We start from the raw sequence: 15,351 nt of genomic DNA, 5'->3' as shown, positions 1-15,351 counted from the left end.
ATGAGCGATGTTCGTGGACGGGTTCACATCAGCGGCGCAGCAATCCGACGGTCAACCGTCGTCGACCCGCACCGTGCCGTTACTGGAACCTGCACAGCTGTTTCAGGCGATCTCCGGCCGCTTCACCAGCGCCCTACCGCTCGTCGGGTGGGCGCGGGAACTCGGTGATCTGCATGCCGAACTGCTGCCGTTCCTGGTCGACCAGGCGCCGCGGCCGCGCGGCTTCGATGGTGAGCAGATTCGCGCACTGATCGAAAAAGTTGTGGGCGAGATCGACGCGTGGGCGGCGCGCAACATACCGCGCACGAATAACGCACGCAAACACACGCACTCGCTGGGCGAGGTGATCAGCCACATCGCAAAGACCTATGCCGAGGCGTGGTGGACGGTGCTGCATTCGGCGGACGTCGAACTGCGGCACCAGGCGTGGTTTCACCTCGGCGAGGCGCGTGAAGGCTACGCGGAAATGGTGAACGAGATACGCGCACGACAACTCCAGCTGCCGCTGGGGATCAGTGGAATTCGGAGAGGTCGAATGCACTGGAAGATCGAATAGGGCCTGGTACCGGGATTCGTCCGTCTCGAGGTGCGGGTGCTCGACACCCTCGCCGCCCGGCAACGACGCCGCCCGCGGTTCACAACGGCGTGAACCTCGAGACAGACGGTTACCGGCAATCCGTTTCTGCCGGTGTCACCGAGCACGGTATACCGCTCGGGCTCCGATCACCGTCACGCACGTATGACCGAGGGGCCGAGAGCCTCGAACCGCCGGGCTTCGACCACCGGCAGTTCCACGCCGGTAATCAATGCCTCGAAATCCGCGACCTCGGCGAAGCGGCAGAAGCTGGTCATCCCGAACTTGCTGTCCGCGGCGACGAGGACACTGCGCTTGGAGCGGCTGACCGCCTGGCTCTTCACCGCGGCGACCGCCGGATCCGGCGTGGTCAGGCCGTGTTCGACCGAAATACCGTTCGTACCAAGGTAGGCGAGGTCGATGACGAGTTCGCCCAGCATGCGCAGTGCCCAGTGGTCCACGGTGGCAAGCGTGCGGCCGCGCATGCGTCCTCCGAGCAAAAGGACAGTTATCCCCGCGCTATCAGCAAGAACCTCGGCGGCGAGCAACGACGAGGTGACCACGGTCAGCTCGCGGTCGGCGATCTTCTCGGCAATGAGGCGCGGTGTGAAACCCTCATCGAGATATATGGTTTCGGCTCCGTGCAGCAGGCCCGCCGCGGCGGCGGCAATCCGGTGCTTCTGCGCGAGGTCCACTCGGCTGCGGTAGTCCACGCCCGACTCGAACGCCGCGCTCTCGAGCGGGATCGCCCCGCCGTGCACCCGTTTGACCAGCCGCCGATCGGCCAGCACACGCAGATCGCGACGGATGGTTTCGGTAGCCACCCCGAATGCGGAAGCCAGCTCGCCCACGTCGACCCTGCCACTGGTCCGGGCGTGCTCCAGAATTTTCGACTGGCGCGTGTCTGAATCCACCAGGGCATTCTGCTCCATCGACGATGGATCCGTTGCGGGCCGACGGCACCTGTCAAACGGGATGAGACCGACCGCAGCACATCCAGCAGCCCGAGCCGTGATCTACCGTGGTAGGTATGACTGCCCTGCAGTACCGGCATCTGCTCATCGCGCGTGCCGGCGGTGCCGTCCGTATCACGATGAACCGGCCGGATCGGCGCAATGCCCTGTCCGCCGAGCATTTGGCCGAGCTCCTGGCCGCCTTCCGGGCCGTCGGGGAAAGCGACGCCACCGGCATCGTGCTGGCTGCCGCCGGTCCGGTGTTCTCCGCCGGTCACGACTTCGCCGATGTCGCCGCGCGCGATCTGCTCGGAGTGCGCGAGCTGCTGACGGTGTGCACCGAGCTGATGTCGACCATCGAGTCGGTGCCGCAGGTGGTGGTCGCGCGGGTACACGGCCTGGCGACCGCGGCCGGCTGCCAGCTGGTGGCCTCCTGTGACCTCGCTGTCGCCGCCGAATCGGCGGGGTTCGCGCTGCCCGGGGGCAAGGGCGGCTGGTTCTGCCACACGCCTGCGGTGCCGGTGGCACGTGCGATCGGCCGTAAGCGCCTGATGGAGCTGGCGCTGACCGGCGATCCGATCGATGCGCACACGGCCGCGGGGTGGGGCCTGATCAACCGCGTCGTGCCCGACGCCGACCTGGACGCCGCCGTCGACGACCTGCTGGCCCGCGCCACGCGCGGCAGCCGCGCCAGCAAGGCGCTCGGCAAGCGAACCCTCTACGCGCAGCTCGACCGGCCCGAGGACGACGCCTACGCCATTGCCCTGGAAGTCATGGCTGCTGCCGCCCAATTGCCGGACGCGCGCGAGGGCATGACCGCGTTCCTGGAGAAGCGCCGGCCGGTGTGGCCGGACTAGGGCTCGGGAGTGAGAAGGAGGTCGACCCGGAGCGCCGTGCCGGCGTTGCTGCCGATCGGTTCCCCGAGCCGCCTCCCGCACCCGGCGCCCCTCATAACGCGCCGGGTTCTCCCAAGCCCCCGGTCGGCCTGGTGTCATCTCCTGCGGCACCCGCCCATGGGGGAGCGGTCGGCGGCAGCTGGGCAGGTAGCAAGGCCGCCGTCACGCGGGTGTGTTCGCATCAATCGTCACTGTTGTCGAGGACCGCTTTGACCTCGTCGGGCGTTCGCGCCGCACGCAGCCGCTCAACCTGGTCCTCATCCACGAAGACCTGGGCAACACGGTTCAGCAGCGCCAGATGGTCATCTCCGGCCCCAGCGATGCCGATGACGAACTCGACCGGCTTGCCGTTCCAGTCAATGGCCTCCGGGTAGCGCACGACCGAGATCCCCGAATGACGAATCTTCGTCTTCGCCCCGTTTGTGCCGTGCGGAATCGCAAGCCGGTTGCCCATGTACGTAGAGATCGATCGCTCCCGCTCGTGCATGGAGTCGACATACGACGCGTCGACCGCGCCTACGGCGACCAGCAGTTCGCCGACCTCATTGATAGCGTCGGCCCTGGTACCGGCCTGACCGGACAGCACAATCGAGTCGAGGGAGAGCACGTCGGTGCCTGAGATCCGGTCGTTCTGGACCGGTTTGCCGTCCACCGGGGCGCTGACCCGGTCGGCACGTGCGATCATGGCGACGATTTCGTCGTATTCAGGACTGTTCATGAAGTCATCGACGGAAACATGAATGGCCGAGGGCGTCCGCTCCCGCGCCCGGTCGGCCAGGTCCTCGTGGGTGACGACAAGGTCATAGCTGTCGGTCAGGTGCGAGATCGCCTGGTTGACGACGCTGACCTCAGCGAATCCCGCACTCTGGATCCGCCTGCGCAGCACGGAGGCACCCATGGCGGAGGAGCCCATTCCGGCATCACAAGCGAAAACAATGCTGGAAATGGCTGGTGTGGCGATCGTGCCGGTCGACGAGAGCGCGGTGGAGGCAATGGAACGCTTGCCCTTCATCGCCTCCATGGCGGCGGTGGCGTCGGCCAGGTCGGGTTCGTCGGTTACTCGGTCTGTCTTCAGCAGGAGAGCAGCGACCAAAAACGTCACGGTCGTCGCGCAGACGACGGACAGCGTGACTCCGAGAAAGCTGCCACTGGCAGTCTGCGCATATACCGCGATGATCGATCCGGGCGCGGCGGGCGCGCGCAGACCGGAGCCGAACAGCACGTTGATGAAGACACCGGCCATGCCACCGGCAATGGTGGCCACGATCAGTTTCGGCTTCATCAGCACGTAGGGGAAGTAGATCTCGTGGATACCGCCGAGGAAGTGAATGATCGCCGCCCCGGGAGCCGACAACTTCGCCGCACCTCGGCTGAACACCGCATAGGCCAACAGGAGTCCCAAACCCGGACCTGGATTGGCCTCCAGCAAGAACAGAATCGACTTTCCGCTCTCGCTGGCCTGGCTGGTGCCCAGTGGTGTCAGGATGCCGTGGTTGATGGCGTTGTTGAGGAACAACACCTTCGCGGGTTCGATGAACACCGAGGTCAGCGGCAGCAGGCCGTGGTCGACCAGGAAATCCACGACATTGCCTGCGAAGCGGCTGAATGTGGACACCAGGGGACCGATGCCGAAGAAACCGGCCACAGCCAAGGCCCCGCCGCAGATCCCCGCTGAGAAGTTGTTCACGAGCATCTCGAAACCGGGGCGGATCTTGCCGTCCCAGAGCGCGTCGAGCTTCTTGATGACCCAGCCACCGAGGGGGCCCACGATCATCGCACCCAGGAACATCGGCACATCCGCGCCCGCAATCACACCCATCGTGGCGATCGCACCCACGACAGCGCCGCGGGTGTCGTAGACGATCCGGCCGCCGGTGGCCCCGATCAAGATCGGCAACAGGTAGGTGATCATCGGCGCGACGATGCCCCCGCTGGCGTGATCGCCCCAGCCGCCGATCTGGGCAACCCAGCTGTCGTCGCCCCATTGATCGGTCAAGGCCGTGATCCAGCCTTTCTCGATGAACAGGGCGGTGATCAGGCCCCAGGCGATGAAGGCGCCGATATTCGGCATGACCATGTTCGACAGGAACGTACCGAACCTCTGCACACGCACCCGCGCGCTGATACCGGACTCCGGTGGGGTGATAGACATCTTGACTTCCTCAGAGCAGCTTGACCGGCAGTGTGACTCCAGCCACATGGTATGCAGTAGTAGACCGCATAATCGGGCATGTTGACAAGAGATCGGGCATAAATGGGCACAAACTTGTGTGGCTTTACGCCCGAATGGCCGCTACGGTGGACCGTGGCGAACGTCGCCGACAGGCCAGACGACGGCGGAAGGAACACTGATCCATGAAGGCGCTGCGCTACTACGCACCCGAGGACGTCCGCCTGGAGGAGATCCCCGAGCCGGAGTGTGGTCCGGAAGAGATCAAGCTCCGGGTGCGCAACTGCTCGACGTGCGGTACGGATGTCAAGATCTTCTACAACGGCCACCAGAACCTCACCCCTCCGCGCACAATCGGCCACGAGATCGCCGGCGAGGTCGTTGCGGTCGGCTCGTCGTTGCGGGAGTTGTACGGCACGGATTGGCGGATCGGCGACCGCGCACAGGTCATCGCCGCAGTGCCTTGTGGCGAGTGCCACGAGTGCGGCAGGGGCTGGATGGCGGTCTGTCAGAATCAGACGTCGGTGGGGTACCAGTACGACGGCGGGTTCGCCGAATACATGATCGTGCCCAGCCAGGTGCTCCGGGTCGGCGGCCTGAATCGGATCCCGGACAACGTCGGATACGACGAGGCTTCAGCGGCCGAGCCCTTCGCCTGTGCCATCAACGCCCAAGAGCTGCTCGGCATCGAGGAGGGTGACACGGTCGTCGTCTTCGGTGCCGGTCCAATCGGTTGTATGCACATACGCATCGCGCGCGGCGTGCACCGCTGCGGGCCGGTCTTTCTCGTCGATGTCAATGCCGAGCGCCTCAAATTGTCGGCGAATGCAGTCCAGCCCGACGAAGTGATAGACGCGACCGAGGTCGACGTGGTGGAGCGAGTCATGGAGCTGACCGGCGGCCGTGGTGCTGATGTGGTGATCACGGCGACCGCTGCCAACATCACCCAGGAGCAGGCCATCGCCATGGCCGCACGTAATGGCCGCATTTCCTTCTTCGGCGGGCTGCCCAAGACCAACCCCGTCATCACCTGTGACTCCAACGTGGTGCACTACCGCCAATTGCACATCCATGGAGCCAACGGATCCGCACCCGAACACAACAGGCGCGCCCTCGAGTACATCTCCACCGGCAAAGTACCGGTGAAAGACCTCATCACCCACCACATCTCGCTGGAAAACGTGCTGGACGCCTTCTCGATCGTCAAGAACGGCGAGGCGATAAAAGTCACCGTGGAGCCCTGAGCTATCGGCGCATCCATATGACGCCGCATGCCGTGCGTGACTGCCGCTTGATCACAGGCCAGAGCCCGGTATCCACCAAGGTCGTCAGCGACTTGATTCTCGCTGCCTCGGCTGAGTCCGAGTAATCAGCGAAGGGTCGACCACAAAGCCCCGTACCTCGAAACGCGAAACGAGCGGCGGGCTCAATCCTGTGGGAACAGATGGGGATGCGCCGTGGGTCAACCGAAGGATCTCGGTGTGGGCGCGACGATTTCGGCAGGCGTGGGCTCGCTGCCGCTTTCCGGCCGGGATGAGCCTTTGTCGGTGGCGAGGAGTCCGGCGATGGTGGCGCCGAGCGCGACGGTGACCGCGACTGCGGCGATGAGCTTGCGCCGGTCCACGGTGGAGGGGACCAGTGCGGCGGCTCCGGTGCGGGCTCGGGGCATCCGGAGGTCGCCGCTGCGTCGTTCGGCGGCCAGCAGGACGGCTCCCCGTGCGGAGACCAGGTCCGGTTCCGGGTCGTAGATGATCGGCAGATCGACCAGTTCGGTAAGTTCGGCGCGGATGCCGGGACTCCGGGTGCAGCCGCCGAGCAGCACCATCGCCTCGGGTCGCACGCCGGTTTCCTCGATGGTCTGGCGCACGAACGACGCGGAGTGGTGGATGCCCGCGGCGAAGAGTTCGGTCAAGTCGCTGCGGGTCAGCACGGCGCGGTCGCCGGTGCCGGTGTCGATCGCGGTGACCACCCTGGCGTCGCTCAGCTCCTCCCGATGACGCCTGCTGGTCGGCTTGTCGGTGAGTACGCCGTCGCGGGCCAGCCGCCAGCGCAGCAGCGCATCGTAGCCGTCGCCGCCGAGCACCGTGCTGCGTTTGCTGGACAGAATCGTATCGTTGCGGCAATCGGCGTGGGTGATGGTCAGCCCGGAGCTGCCCAGGTCGTACAGGATCACCGAGCCGCTGTCCGGAAGTCGGCCGGTGAAACGGAGATAGCGCAGCTGGGCGAGCGGTTCGTCGACGATGGTGAGCCTGCGCTCGCCCGCACCGGCGCGGATGGCGTCGGCGTGCAGCGGACAGCGGCAGGTCACGGCCGTCCCGGAGATCAGCTCGTCGCGCGCGCCTGCGGCGCCCATCATCTGGCGGATCGCCTCGAAGACCGACTCCTCGACACCGCCGCCCGCCCGCCGGGGCACCTCGCAGTGATCGATCGGAGGTAGGTGCGGCTGATCGGAGTGTGTCAGCATCGCGTGGGCGCCGCCAGCGCCCGCCGATACACCCAAGACCAGCACCATGGATTACATGGTGAACCTTTTCGCTGCCGCTGCCAAGATGACGGGCCCGGCAATTCGCCGCTTGGATGCCCGGTAGACATGTGCCGGTCGGAGCACGGGAATATGCGACCGACCGGTACTGTCGCTCATTTCGCGGCGGTGGCCGACCAGCGCGCCGTTCCCTCCCCGGTGTCGAAGTCGCCCGCGGCATGGCGGAATTCGGCCAGCAGTTGCAGGAGTGTGTGCAGCCGGTCGGGCGGGAGCCCGGGGAGCGCGAAGACCTTCTCGTTGAGTTCCTTGGTCGCCTTCGCCACCAATTCTCTTCCGTCGTCGGTTATTTCGATCAAGGTAGCGCGCCGGTCGCTGGGATGTGGCACGCGCTCGACGAGTTTCGCCGCTTCCAGGCGGTCGACGGTGTTGGTCACGCTGGTGGGGTGCACCTGCAAGCGCGCGCTGGCCTTCGCCATCGGCAGCGCGCCGGTCTTGCTGAAGCTCAGCAGCGTCAGCAGTTCGTAGCGCGAGAAGGTCAAACCGGTCGGTTTCAGCGCCTCGTCGACCCGCGCCATCACGATTTGCTGGGCGCGCACCAGCGAGGTCACCGCGGCCATACCGTCGGCGACGTCGCCCCAGCCGTGGCCGACCCACTGACGGTGGGCCTCCTCGATCGGGTCGAGCGGAAGCGGGCGTGGCCGAGACATATTTCGATCATTCCATGCGGCCCGCGTCAGCCGGGGACATCCGACCAGGCTTCGGATCACTGTGAGCGCAATGGTGGGCCGCGCCGCCCGGTTCCGGGCACTATCTAGGGCGAGGCGGGCGTGGCTGAGTGGTTTAGGCAACGGTCTGCAAAGCCGTTTACGCGGGTTCAATTCCCGCCGCTCGCTCCAAGCGTCCTCGGGGACGGCCGCTCTACGCGGCCGCCGCTCGGCTCGGTGTACGCCACTGCCGAGCCGAGCGCCTCGAGGCGCACGTCGCGCGGCACATGGTTGCGGCAGAGTGCGATCAGACCTCGGCGTGCCACGCGCATGTGCTTGTGCTGGGCGTCGTTTCAGGCGGCCGCGCTCGGTTCCGGGTACGCCAGGATGCTGGCCATGCCCGCCGGGAGTTCGCCGGCTCGTTACGTCAATCCCGAGAAATTACGCAGCACAACATGATTGCGATCGGCACAGGTGCCGAACGTGTAATCGGGGAGGAGTCCGAAATACTCGCCGCGGGTGAGGGCGCTCCAGCGCCGCGCGCTCTCGGTGCGCGTCTTGTAGAAGTTGATCATGTAGCCGCCTTCGTAGAGGCGCAGCAGGCTGTAGCCGCCCGGGTACTCCTTGACCGCGGCGACCTCCAGGAATTCCACCGCGCACGGCGCGTCCGGCCGGGTTCGCCGATTGCGATGGGTGTGGCCGCTGTGGTGCAGGAAGACGCCGGGGCACCGAGCGTAGAGCGCCTGCAGTTCGGCGCTGTCGCGTCCGTTGAGCACAAATCCGGGCCCGGCGACATTGGTGAGCCCGGATTCCGTGGTGACGGGATGATGGCCGAACATGAGCGTCGGCCGATCCGGGTCCGCGCCCAAGCGCTCGGTGAGCAGATCGAATTGCGGACGATCGATAGACCCGCCCGCGCCGTCCAGTTCGCTGGTGTCCAATCCCAGCACCCGCAGGCCGCCGATCTCGTGTTCGATCAGCTGCTGGCGCGCGGCGAAGGCGTCGGCCCAGCAGTCGTGGTGGCCTGCGGGCGCGGGTGCGCACCCGGCGTATTCGGCCCCTACGTGCGGCCGGTCGTGGTTGCCACGGACGGCCAGGTAGTCCCGGCCGAGTGCGCCCCACGCGTCGAGCCGGGCGCGCACCGCGCGGGTTTCGTGCTCGGAGGCTTCGGCGGTGAGGTCGCCCGCGAGCAACAGGCGCTCCGCTGCGCGGTCGGGGCGGCGCAGGTCATCGAGTACCGCGGCAAGCATCACCTCGGGGTAGGGCGCCAGGCCCGGGGCCTGCCGGAAACCTGGTGGCAGTTCGCCGACGAGCAGACCGCTGACCTGCTCGCCGAAGTGGATGTCGTTGGCCAGGGCGAGGGTGCGCAGTCTGCGGCCGGGCGGCGGGACGAGCGTCGTGAACTCGCCGCGTGCTTCCGGCGCCGCGGGACCGGATGTGGTGAGTGAGAGCGCGGGCGTCGCGCGAAGACCCGCCGACCATGCCTCGAAACGGTAGGCGCGGCCCGGTTCGAGCCCGCCGATCTCGGCGTAATGGAACGGGGTCGGCCGGTCGTCGGCGTATACGGGCGCCGGTCCGCGCGGGGAATCGGCGGGACCGATGCGCACCTGCGTGTCGGCGTCCACCGGGACCAGTCGCCCGGTCGAGTCGGGCGCAAGCGTGGTCCAGGTGAGAACGGCCGAGGTGTCGGTGATCGTGACCACCTCGAGATCCGTCACGACGAGTGGATTCGATTGCGCCCGAGCTGGTTTCGCGTAACCAGCGAGGGGGAACAGTGCGGCGAGGCCGAGCGCCCCGAGTAGGGTCCTGCGGGTCGGTCCGCAGCAACTCATGCGTGCCTGCATTCGGTCAGCGCGTGCTCTCCGCGGAGCAGACCCTCCACATGCCGTCTTCCTTCTCCAGGTGCTCGGTTGTGCCTGCACCGGTGTCGGGCTGCTCGCGATAAGCCATGCCGTCCTCCCGTCTGCTCCGGCGCCTGGAACGTTACGGCATGGCGTGCCGAGAGAACGGAAACCAAACCGGCGGGACCGTTCGCGAACTGACGGAATCCGGTAACGAACGCGCCCGCGTCGGCGTGCTCAGGCGTCGGTCTCCGCAAGCGCGTCATACCAGCGCGCGGTGTCGGTGTACTGGTGCAGCCGGGTGATGCGGCCGTCGTCGTGCACCTGCCACAGGTGCACGAACTCGGCGTCGTACTCGCGACCGGTAGCGCGGGCGGTGCCGCGATAGTGGCCGGTCACCACGACGGTGCCGCCGATGGTCTCCTGCCAGGTTTCGTCGTACGGAGCGGTGTCGAACTCCCGGTCGACCGCGCCCCAGATCCGAGTCATCGCCTCGAGCGGGCCGTGGAAGGCGCCGCCCGCGCCGCATGGCATGCCCGGCGCGGTCCGCGCCTCGAACTCCGGATGCAGCAGGGCCAGGATTGCCGGTCCGTCGCCCGCCTGCGTCGCCGCGTAGAAACCCTTGATGACCTCGAACTTCGCTGACATCATGTCTCCTTCTAATATGATCGTTCTAGAACGATCATATTAGAAGCGCGATCGCGGGAAGGTCAGGGGCTGTGGTGACCGTCATGCCGTCCGATTCGAGTCCGGGTTGCCTGGTGCTTGCCACGAGCGCGAGCTAGCATTCGAACATGGGTTCGACAAGCGATGACGTGCCGCGAACCGAGGGCACGGAACCGGAGCTGGTCTACCCGAACAGGACCGGCCACTACTACCGGACGCTGACCTACCCGCCGCGGCCGGTCTGGGTCCGGCTGGACGCGATCCTGGTCCGCGACCCGGGGACCCCACGGCATGTCAACGGCGCGGGCGTGATCATGCGCGGCGAGCGTCCCGGAACCCTGACACATTGGCTGCCCACCGTCGACGGCGATTGGATGGGTCGCGTGACCTACAGCATCCAGTTCGCCGACGGCCGCCCGGACCTGCATGTGCGGGATCAACTGGTCCCCGCCTACGCCCTACGCCCGCGGCTGTCCGCCTCTCCGGGTATTTAGGCTCCTCCGCCTCTCCGGGTATTTAGGCCGTACTAGGTTCTGTCTCGAAGTGAAGTGATGGGTGGCACCGCTGTGCGGTGCCACCCATCAGCATGTTCGGTGAAAGTTGTTGGCCGCTTTGGCATATGGGTGAGGTCTCCGGTATTTCGGGTTAGCGACCAAGCAAACCTGAATAGTCCCGGAGACCTCGTGCCCAGCGTAGCGGTGGCGGGGCGGGCGGATCTGACCGATGCCCAGTGGGCGCGGTTGGAGCCGTTGCTGCCTCGACCGAAGAAGGCGGGCCGCCCGCCGAAGTGGACGAAACGGCAGCTCATCGACGGGATCCGGTGGCGGACCCGGGCCGGGGTGCCATGGCGCGACGTTCCCGCCGAGTACGGGTCCTGGCAAGCGGTCTACGGATTGTTCCGACGCTGGCAGCGAGCCGGCGCGTGGGCGGCGATCGTGACATCGCTGCAGGTGCTGGCCGACGCGGCCGGGGTGATCGACTGGCAGGTCAGTGTGGACTCCACGATCGCTCGGGCCCACCAGCACGCTGCTGGTGGGCGCCGCGACAGCGACCGGCAGGCCGAACCGCCAGCCGGGCCTGGTGAACGCGAGCCGGCCGATCACGGGTTGGGGCGCTCTCGGGGTGGGTGGACCAGCAAGCTGCATCTGGCGTGTGAGCAGGGCTGCCGGGTGTTGTCGGTGCTGGTCACCGCGGGTCAGGCCGGTGACAGTCCTCAGTTCACGGCGGTGTTGGACGGTATCGCGGTGCCGAAACTCGGAGGCGGACGTCCGCGGGTGCGGCCGGTGCGGGTGTTGGCCGACAAGGCGTATTCCAGTCGCGGTAACCGGGAGTGGTTACGTCGTCACGGGATCAGAGCAACGATCCCGGTCCCGTCCGATCAGGCCGCGAACCGGCTGCGCCGCGGCCGGGCCGGTGGGCGGCCGCCGACGTTCGATCCGGTGATCTACCGTGACCGCAACGCTGTCGAACGCGGCATCAACCAGCTCAAACAGCATCGGGCCGTGGCCACCCGGTTCGACAAACTCGCCGTCCGCTACCAAGCCACGATCCACATCGCTGTCATCAACCAATGGCTTCGACACTCGTGAGACGACCGGCCACAGGCCAGCCCTCACCACTTCGAGACAGAACCTAGTTGGGTGGCGCGGGGTTTGCGTTCAGGTCCTGCGTTGGGTGCGCTCGGGTTTTGGGGTTCCCGGGGAGTTACCCATGTGCTCGCGAAATCAGTGGTTGCGTGGTGTGACAGGGGGGTAGTCGCCGGGGTTGTGTGGGATGTTCCCTGCCTTCTTGGCAGTCCCGGGGCATCTGCGCAACTGCCGCTCGCTCGTTCGCGACTGCTGATTTCGCGAGTACATGGGTAACTCGCCGGGTACGCCCAGAACTAGAGCGGTACTCAGGGCGGGACCTGGGCGCAACTCTTGCGGCATCCGACTTGTACGGTCAGAATACTCGCCAGAGGCAGGGGAGCCGATCCGGTTGTCGTGGTGGGGGGCCGGTGATACGTTGCCGGGCATGGGATTTCAGTTGCCGCATCCCGAGGTGCTGTGGGCGCGTGTGGCCGTCTTGGACGTGATCACTTCCGCGACCCACGCCGACCAGCGGGTTGCGGGCGGAGAGGAGATCGGGCAGACGGCCAGAGTGGCAGGTGGCCGGCTGATCAACGACGACGGCGAGGGCAATTGGTACTCGCTGGTCAGATATCCCGGCGAGCGTGCGCTCCTATTCGGCAGGGACGAGGACAACGAGGTCGCGGGGACCGCCTACGATCCGCTGGCCGCGGCGCCGGGCTGGGTGCGCTCGGCGGATCCGGCGGCGAACCTGCTCGTCGGAGCCGACGGACCGGTCACCTTCGTGCGCTGGTGGGAGTTCGGTCGCTGGCAGCACACGCCGACCGATCTCGACGACGGTCTCGAGATGAGCCTCAGCGCCGCCGCCGACCGGGAAGGCTTCACCGGCAGCGTCATGAGCGCTGCGATCCAAGCGAAATGGGTGGAGATGGACTACGAGGCGGGCAAGCTGACCGCGCTCACCGTCGACCCGACCGCCCTGCACGCGCTGTGTGATGCCACCGAGAACGGCGCCGTCACCAAAGCCCACCTCTACTTTCTCCAGCCGGGCCTGACCGCGCCCGCGTTCGCCTACCTCTCCGCCGCCGGCGTCCTGAGCGCCACCGACAAGCCGACCGAACCCCTGCCGTAACTCACGGTCCGCCCCACGGCCGAAGAAAGCTATAGGAACGATAGTGCCCCAGCTCAGCACGGAGAGCCGGGGCACTGTCGATTCGCTGGTCGCGAAGAGGACAGGCTCGAAGTGATTCAGATGGCGTACATGCCGATGACCGGCTTCCTCGACGGCTCGAGAATGGTGAGGAGAGTGCGCATGACGTCGCTGGTGACCGCTACGCAGCCCGCGGTCGGTCTGCCTACTTCGACGTGGATGAAGAAGGCCGAGCCCTTCTTCGGTACGACGGGGAAGCGGTTGTAGTCGATGACCAGTGCATAGTTGTATTGCGGCTCGGTCTTTCCGAGGTTCTCGCTGAGCGTGGTGTCGAACGGGCAGTCGGCCGCCGCGCACTGGTATTTCTGGTTGTACAGCGGACTTTCCGTGTCGGATACCCACCACCACGTGTTGGACGAGTCGACCGACAGGTAGGGAAGCTTCGTACCCACATCGGATAACCGGCCGAAGGCTTCGGTCAAGGCGAATGTGCCCTCCGGGGTATGTGTGGCGCCTTCTCTGGCTTCCTCGGAGATGCCTTCCCTACCAACCCATGCCGGTACCGCAAGCGTGCGTTCCCAGCGCCGGAGCCTGTTTCGCTGCCACAGCTCCAACGTCCCGCGTTCGGCGGCCGCCGGAGCTGTCACCCAGACGACCTGAGTTCCTGGAACGGTGCCGGGGTCGAACGGCGGCCGGTCGCCGATGATCTCGGGCAGCAACACGATGCCCAGTACCGCGGTGACAACTGCCACCGCCGCGACAATCGTCCAACGCCGTACCGGCCACCATCGAGTTCCACTGTCAGCCAATGCTGTTCACACTCCCGCAAGATGAGCTACGAATGGGCACATGATGCCCCTTCCGGCGCGTCTTTACACACTGCGGCTATCCCGTCGCGGAGGCGTCGGATATCCCTCCCGGCCATGAGCCATCGGAATCATTCCAGGCGCCAGTCGAGCTCGGGCCAGCTCGGCGCAGGCGCCGATGCGCGGCGCAGCCGCTGGTCGAGGAACCCGCCGACTACGCTGCGGGTGATCGCCGAGGCACGATCAGCGGCCAGTGTCCCGCACAGCACCGATGATGGTGCGAGCGCGGGTAGATCCGTGGCCGCGTAGTGCCCGGCACCGCGGATCGTGCCGAGCGTGAATGCTCGGCTGGCCGAAGCGAACCGGATCCACGACGCGTGCAGCATGTCGCCGGAGCCGAGCATGAGCACGGGCCGGTCGACGCCGTCACGCTCGACGGCGGTGTTGCCGGTCCATCCTGCCGGGCCGTCGAGCACTACGCCCGCCCGGACGCGGTGGTCGGCGCGCATTGTGGCCACCGCGGTCAGTCCTCCGTACGAGTGCCCGGCCACCGCAATCCGGTCGAGGTCGACGTGCGGGCCGACGACCGGCAGCATGGCGAGCTCGTCGAGGACCAAGCGCACATCGGCGACCCGGATGTCCAGCGCGCGGCGCATGTACTCGGCATCGTCGTACGCCGGCGGGGCACCGACCACGACCTTGCCGTGCAACTCGACCGCAGGTGTCTCGCCGGGGTGATCGACGCCTATCACGATGTAGCCGCGCGAGGCGAGATCGCTTGCGAGACCTGATGCCAGCCAGCGCGGCGTGCCCAGACCGGGTGAGTACACCACCACCGGCATGGCACCGACCTCGGTTTCCACCGGTGCGTCCTGACCAGCCGCAACCGTGCCGCCGAGCATCGCGGGCGCGGCGGCCGGCTCGTGCAGCCACAGCGCCGCCGCTGTCGCCAGTTGCGCCGCGGCGACCCGGCTGGAGGCGGGAACGTAGTGCGCTGGGATCGCCGGGGCGGCAGCCGGATACCAGACCGACACCGGCAACTCCCGGTCGCCTGCGGCCACGGTGGTGTCGGTGCGACCGACGAGATGCTCGCCGGTCGGCGCGGGTACCTCGGCGTATACGAGCCCGGCGAAGGACACGGCGCAGATCAAGACCATGAGCATCGCAGCGAACCCGGAGACGCTGCGAGTGATCATCGCCGGTTCACCACGCGGATCCGCCTGCCGTCACACTCCCCGGCCCGCACTCGATCGGCTGGACTCGATCGCGGGCAGCCTCGTTTGCCGGGCGCACGCTTCCGGGATGTCGGCGCCGCGATGTCCCACGGCGACAGGGCGAGCAAACCGCCCGCAGCACGGTGCCAACCCATCTCGGGATGTGCGCGGGTGAGGTGCGCGAGCAGCGCGTCGCCTGCCCGGCCGCGCGGGCGGATCTCGTCTACCAGCCGCTGGAGGTTCTCGATGAGGGATTTATACCCGACGGTCTGCGCTGTGAGCTGCATCTGATGCGCGCGTTCCTGATCAGACGAGGCGATGTCCGCA

At 66.8% G+C, this 15,351-nt stretch carries 15 protein-coding genes and 1 tRNA gene; 7 read left to right on the top strand and 9 right to left on the bottom strand.

Annotated features, from left to right (window positions below; all coding sequences use genetic code 11):
* The first annotated feature begins 7 nt into the window (after window positions 1-7).
* Entirely contained in the window at window positions 8-556 is a 549-nt protein-coding gene (locus OHA40_RS09885) for a hypothetical protein (RefSeq protein WP_330232751.1), read from the top strand.
* Between the two features lie 173 nt (window positions 557-729).
* Here OHA40_RS09885 and OHA40_RS09880 read toward each other — a convergent pair whose 3' ends face one another.
* Window positions 730-1,488, bottom strand: a complete 759-nt coding sequence (locus OHA40_RS09880) for a DeoR/GlpR family DNA-binding transcription regulator (RefSeq protein ID WP_330232750.1) — start codon at window positions 1,486-1,488, stop codon at window positions 730-732.
* Window positions 1,489-1,604: 116 nt separating this feature from the next.
* Between OHA40_RS09880 and OHA40_RS09875 the strand changes: the two genes are divergently transcribed.
* Window positions 1,605-2,384 carry an enoyl-CoA hydratase-related protein gene (locus OHA40_RS09875; protein ID WP_330232749.1) on the top strand — a complete coding sequence of 260 codons (780 nt, stop codon included), beginning with the start codon at window positions 1,605-1,607 and terminating at the stop codon, window positions 2,382-2,384.
* A 220-nt stretch (window positions 2,385-2,604) separates the two neighbouring features.
* Here the strand turns inward: OHA40_RS09875 and OHA40_RS09870 are convergent, their stop codons facing one another.
* The gene (locus OHA40_RS09870) at window positions 2,605-4,575 is read right to left on the bottom strand and encodes a PTS mannitol transporter subunit IICBA (protein WP_330232748.1); all 1,971 of its coding nucleotides are present in this window, start codon (window positions 4,573-4,575) and stop codon (window positions 2,605-2,607) included.
* A gap of 203 nt (window positions 4,576-4,778) precedes the next feature.
* Here OHA40_RS09870 and OHA40_RS09865 point away from each other — a divergent pair, with 203 nt between their 5' ends.
* Window positions 4,779-5,837 (top strand): zinc-dependent dehydrogenase, encoded by a 1,059-nt coding sequence (locus OHA40_RS09865; protein ID WP_330232747.1) that lies wholly within the window; start codon window positions 4,779-4,781, stop codon window positions 5,835-5,837.
* A gap of 218 nt (window positions 5,838-6,055) precedes the next feature.
* Here the strand turns inward: OHA40_RS09865 and OHA40_RS09860 are convergent, their stop codons facing one another.
* Window positions 6,056-7,105 (bottom strand): Hsp70 family protein, encoded by a 1,050-nt coding sequence (locus OHA40_RS09860; protein ID WP_330232746.1) that lies wholly within the window; start codon window positions 7,103-7,105, stop codon window positions 6,056-6,058.
* Between the two features lie 125 nt (window positions 7,106-7,230).
* Entirely contained in the window at window positions 7,231-7,782 is a 552-nt protein-coding gene (locus OHA40_RS09855; RefSeq protein ID WP_330232745.1) for a MarR family winged helix-turn-helix transcriptional regulator, read from the bottom strand.
* Between the two features lie 114 nt (window positions 7,783-7,896).
* Here OHA40_RS09855 and OHA40_RS09850 point away from each other — a divergent pair.
* A tRNA-Cys gene (locus OHA40_RS09850) sits at window positions 7,897-7,971 on the top strand.
* Window positions 7,972-8,201: 230 nt separating this feature from the next.
* Here OHA40_RS09850 and OHA40_RS09845 read toward each other — a convergent pair.
* Window positions 8,202-9,497, bottom strand: a complete 1,296-nt coding sequence (locus tag OHA40_RS09845) for a metallophosphoesterase (RefSeq protein WP_330232744.1) — start codon at window positions 9,495-9,497, stop codon at window positions 8,202-8,204.
* 360 nt (window positions 9,498-9,857) lie between these two features.
* Window positions 9,858-10,271 (bottom strand): nuclear transport factor 2 family protein, encoded by a 414-nt coding sequence (locus OHA40_RS09840; RefSeq protein WP_330232743.1) that lies wholly within the window; start codon window positions 10,269-10,271, stop codon window positions 9,858-9,860.
* Window positions 10,272-10,414: 143 nt separating this feature from the next.
* Between OHA40_RS09840 and OHA40_RS09835 the strand changes: the two genes are divergently transcribed.
* From OHA40_RS09835 to OHA40_RS09825, 3 genes are all read left to right on the top strand, one after another.
* Entirely contained in the window at window positions 10,415-10,780 is a 366-nt protein-coding gene (locus tag OHA40_RS09835; protein ID WP_330232742.1) for a hypothetical protein, read from the top strand.
* A 189-nt stretch (window positions 10,781-10,969) separates the two neighbouring features.
* A complete protein-coding gene (locus OHA40_RS09830) occupies window positions 10,970-11,875 on the top strand; it encodes an IS5 family transposase (RefSeq protein WP_330228469.1) in 906 nt (301 codons plus the stop codon).
* A 424-nt stretch (window positions 11,876-12,299) separates the two neighbouring features.
* Window positions 12,300-12,986, top strand: a complete 687-nt coding sequence (locus tag OHA40_RS09825; protein WP_330232741.1) for a hypothetical protein — start codon at window positions 12,300-12,302, stop codon at window positions 12,984-12,986.
* A 116-nt stretch (window positions 12,987-13,102) separates the two neighbouring features.
* Here the strand turns inward: OHA40_RS09825 and OHA40_RS09820 are convergent, their stop codons facing one another.
* The 3 genes from OHA40_RS09820 to OHA40_RS09810 all read right to left on the bottom strand — a co-directional run bounded on the left by OHA40_RS09820 (window position 13,103) and on the right by OHA40_RS09810 (window position 15,311).
* Entirely contained in the window at window positions 13,103-13,756 is a 654-nt protein-coding gene (locus OHA40_RS09820; RefSeq protein ID WP_330232740.1) for a L,D-transpeptidase family protein, read from the bottom strand.
* A 185-nt stretch (window positions 13,757-13,941) separates the two neighbouring features.
* Window positions 13,942-15,006: an alpha/beta hydrolase family protein gene (locus OHA40_RS09815; RefSeq protein WP_330232739.1), complete on the bottom strand. Its 1,065-nt coding sequence runs from the start codon at window positions 15,004-15,006 to the stop codon at window positions 13,942-13,944.
* Window positions 15,003-15,311 carry a hypothetical protein gene (locus OHA40_RS09810; RefSeq protein WP_330232738.1) on the bottom strand — a complete coding sequence of 103 codons (309 nt, stop codon included), beginning with the start codon at window positions 15,309-15,311 and terminating at the stop codon, window positions 15,003-15,005. The genes OHA40_RS09815 and OHA40_RS09810 overlap by 4 nt, the downstream gene beginning before the upstream one ends.
* Between the last annotated feature and the right edge of the window lie 40 nt (window positions 15,312-15,351).

This window comes from Nocardia sp. NBC_00508, assembly GCF_036346875.1.
Taxonomy (GTDB): Bacteria; Actinomycetota; Actinomycetes; order Mycobacteriales; family Mycobacteriaceae; genus Nocardia.
This window is presented reverse-complemented; position numbering and strand designations above follow the sequence as displayed.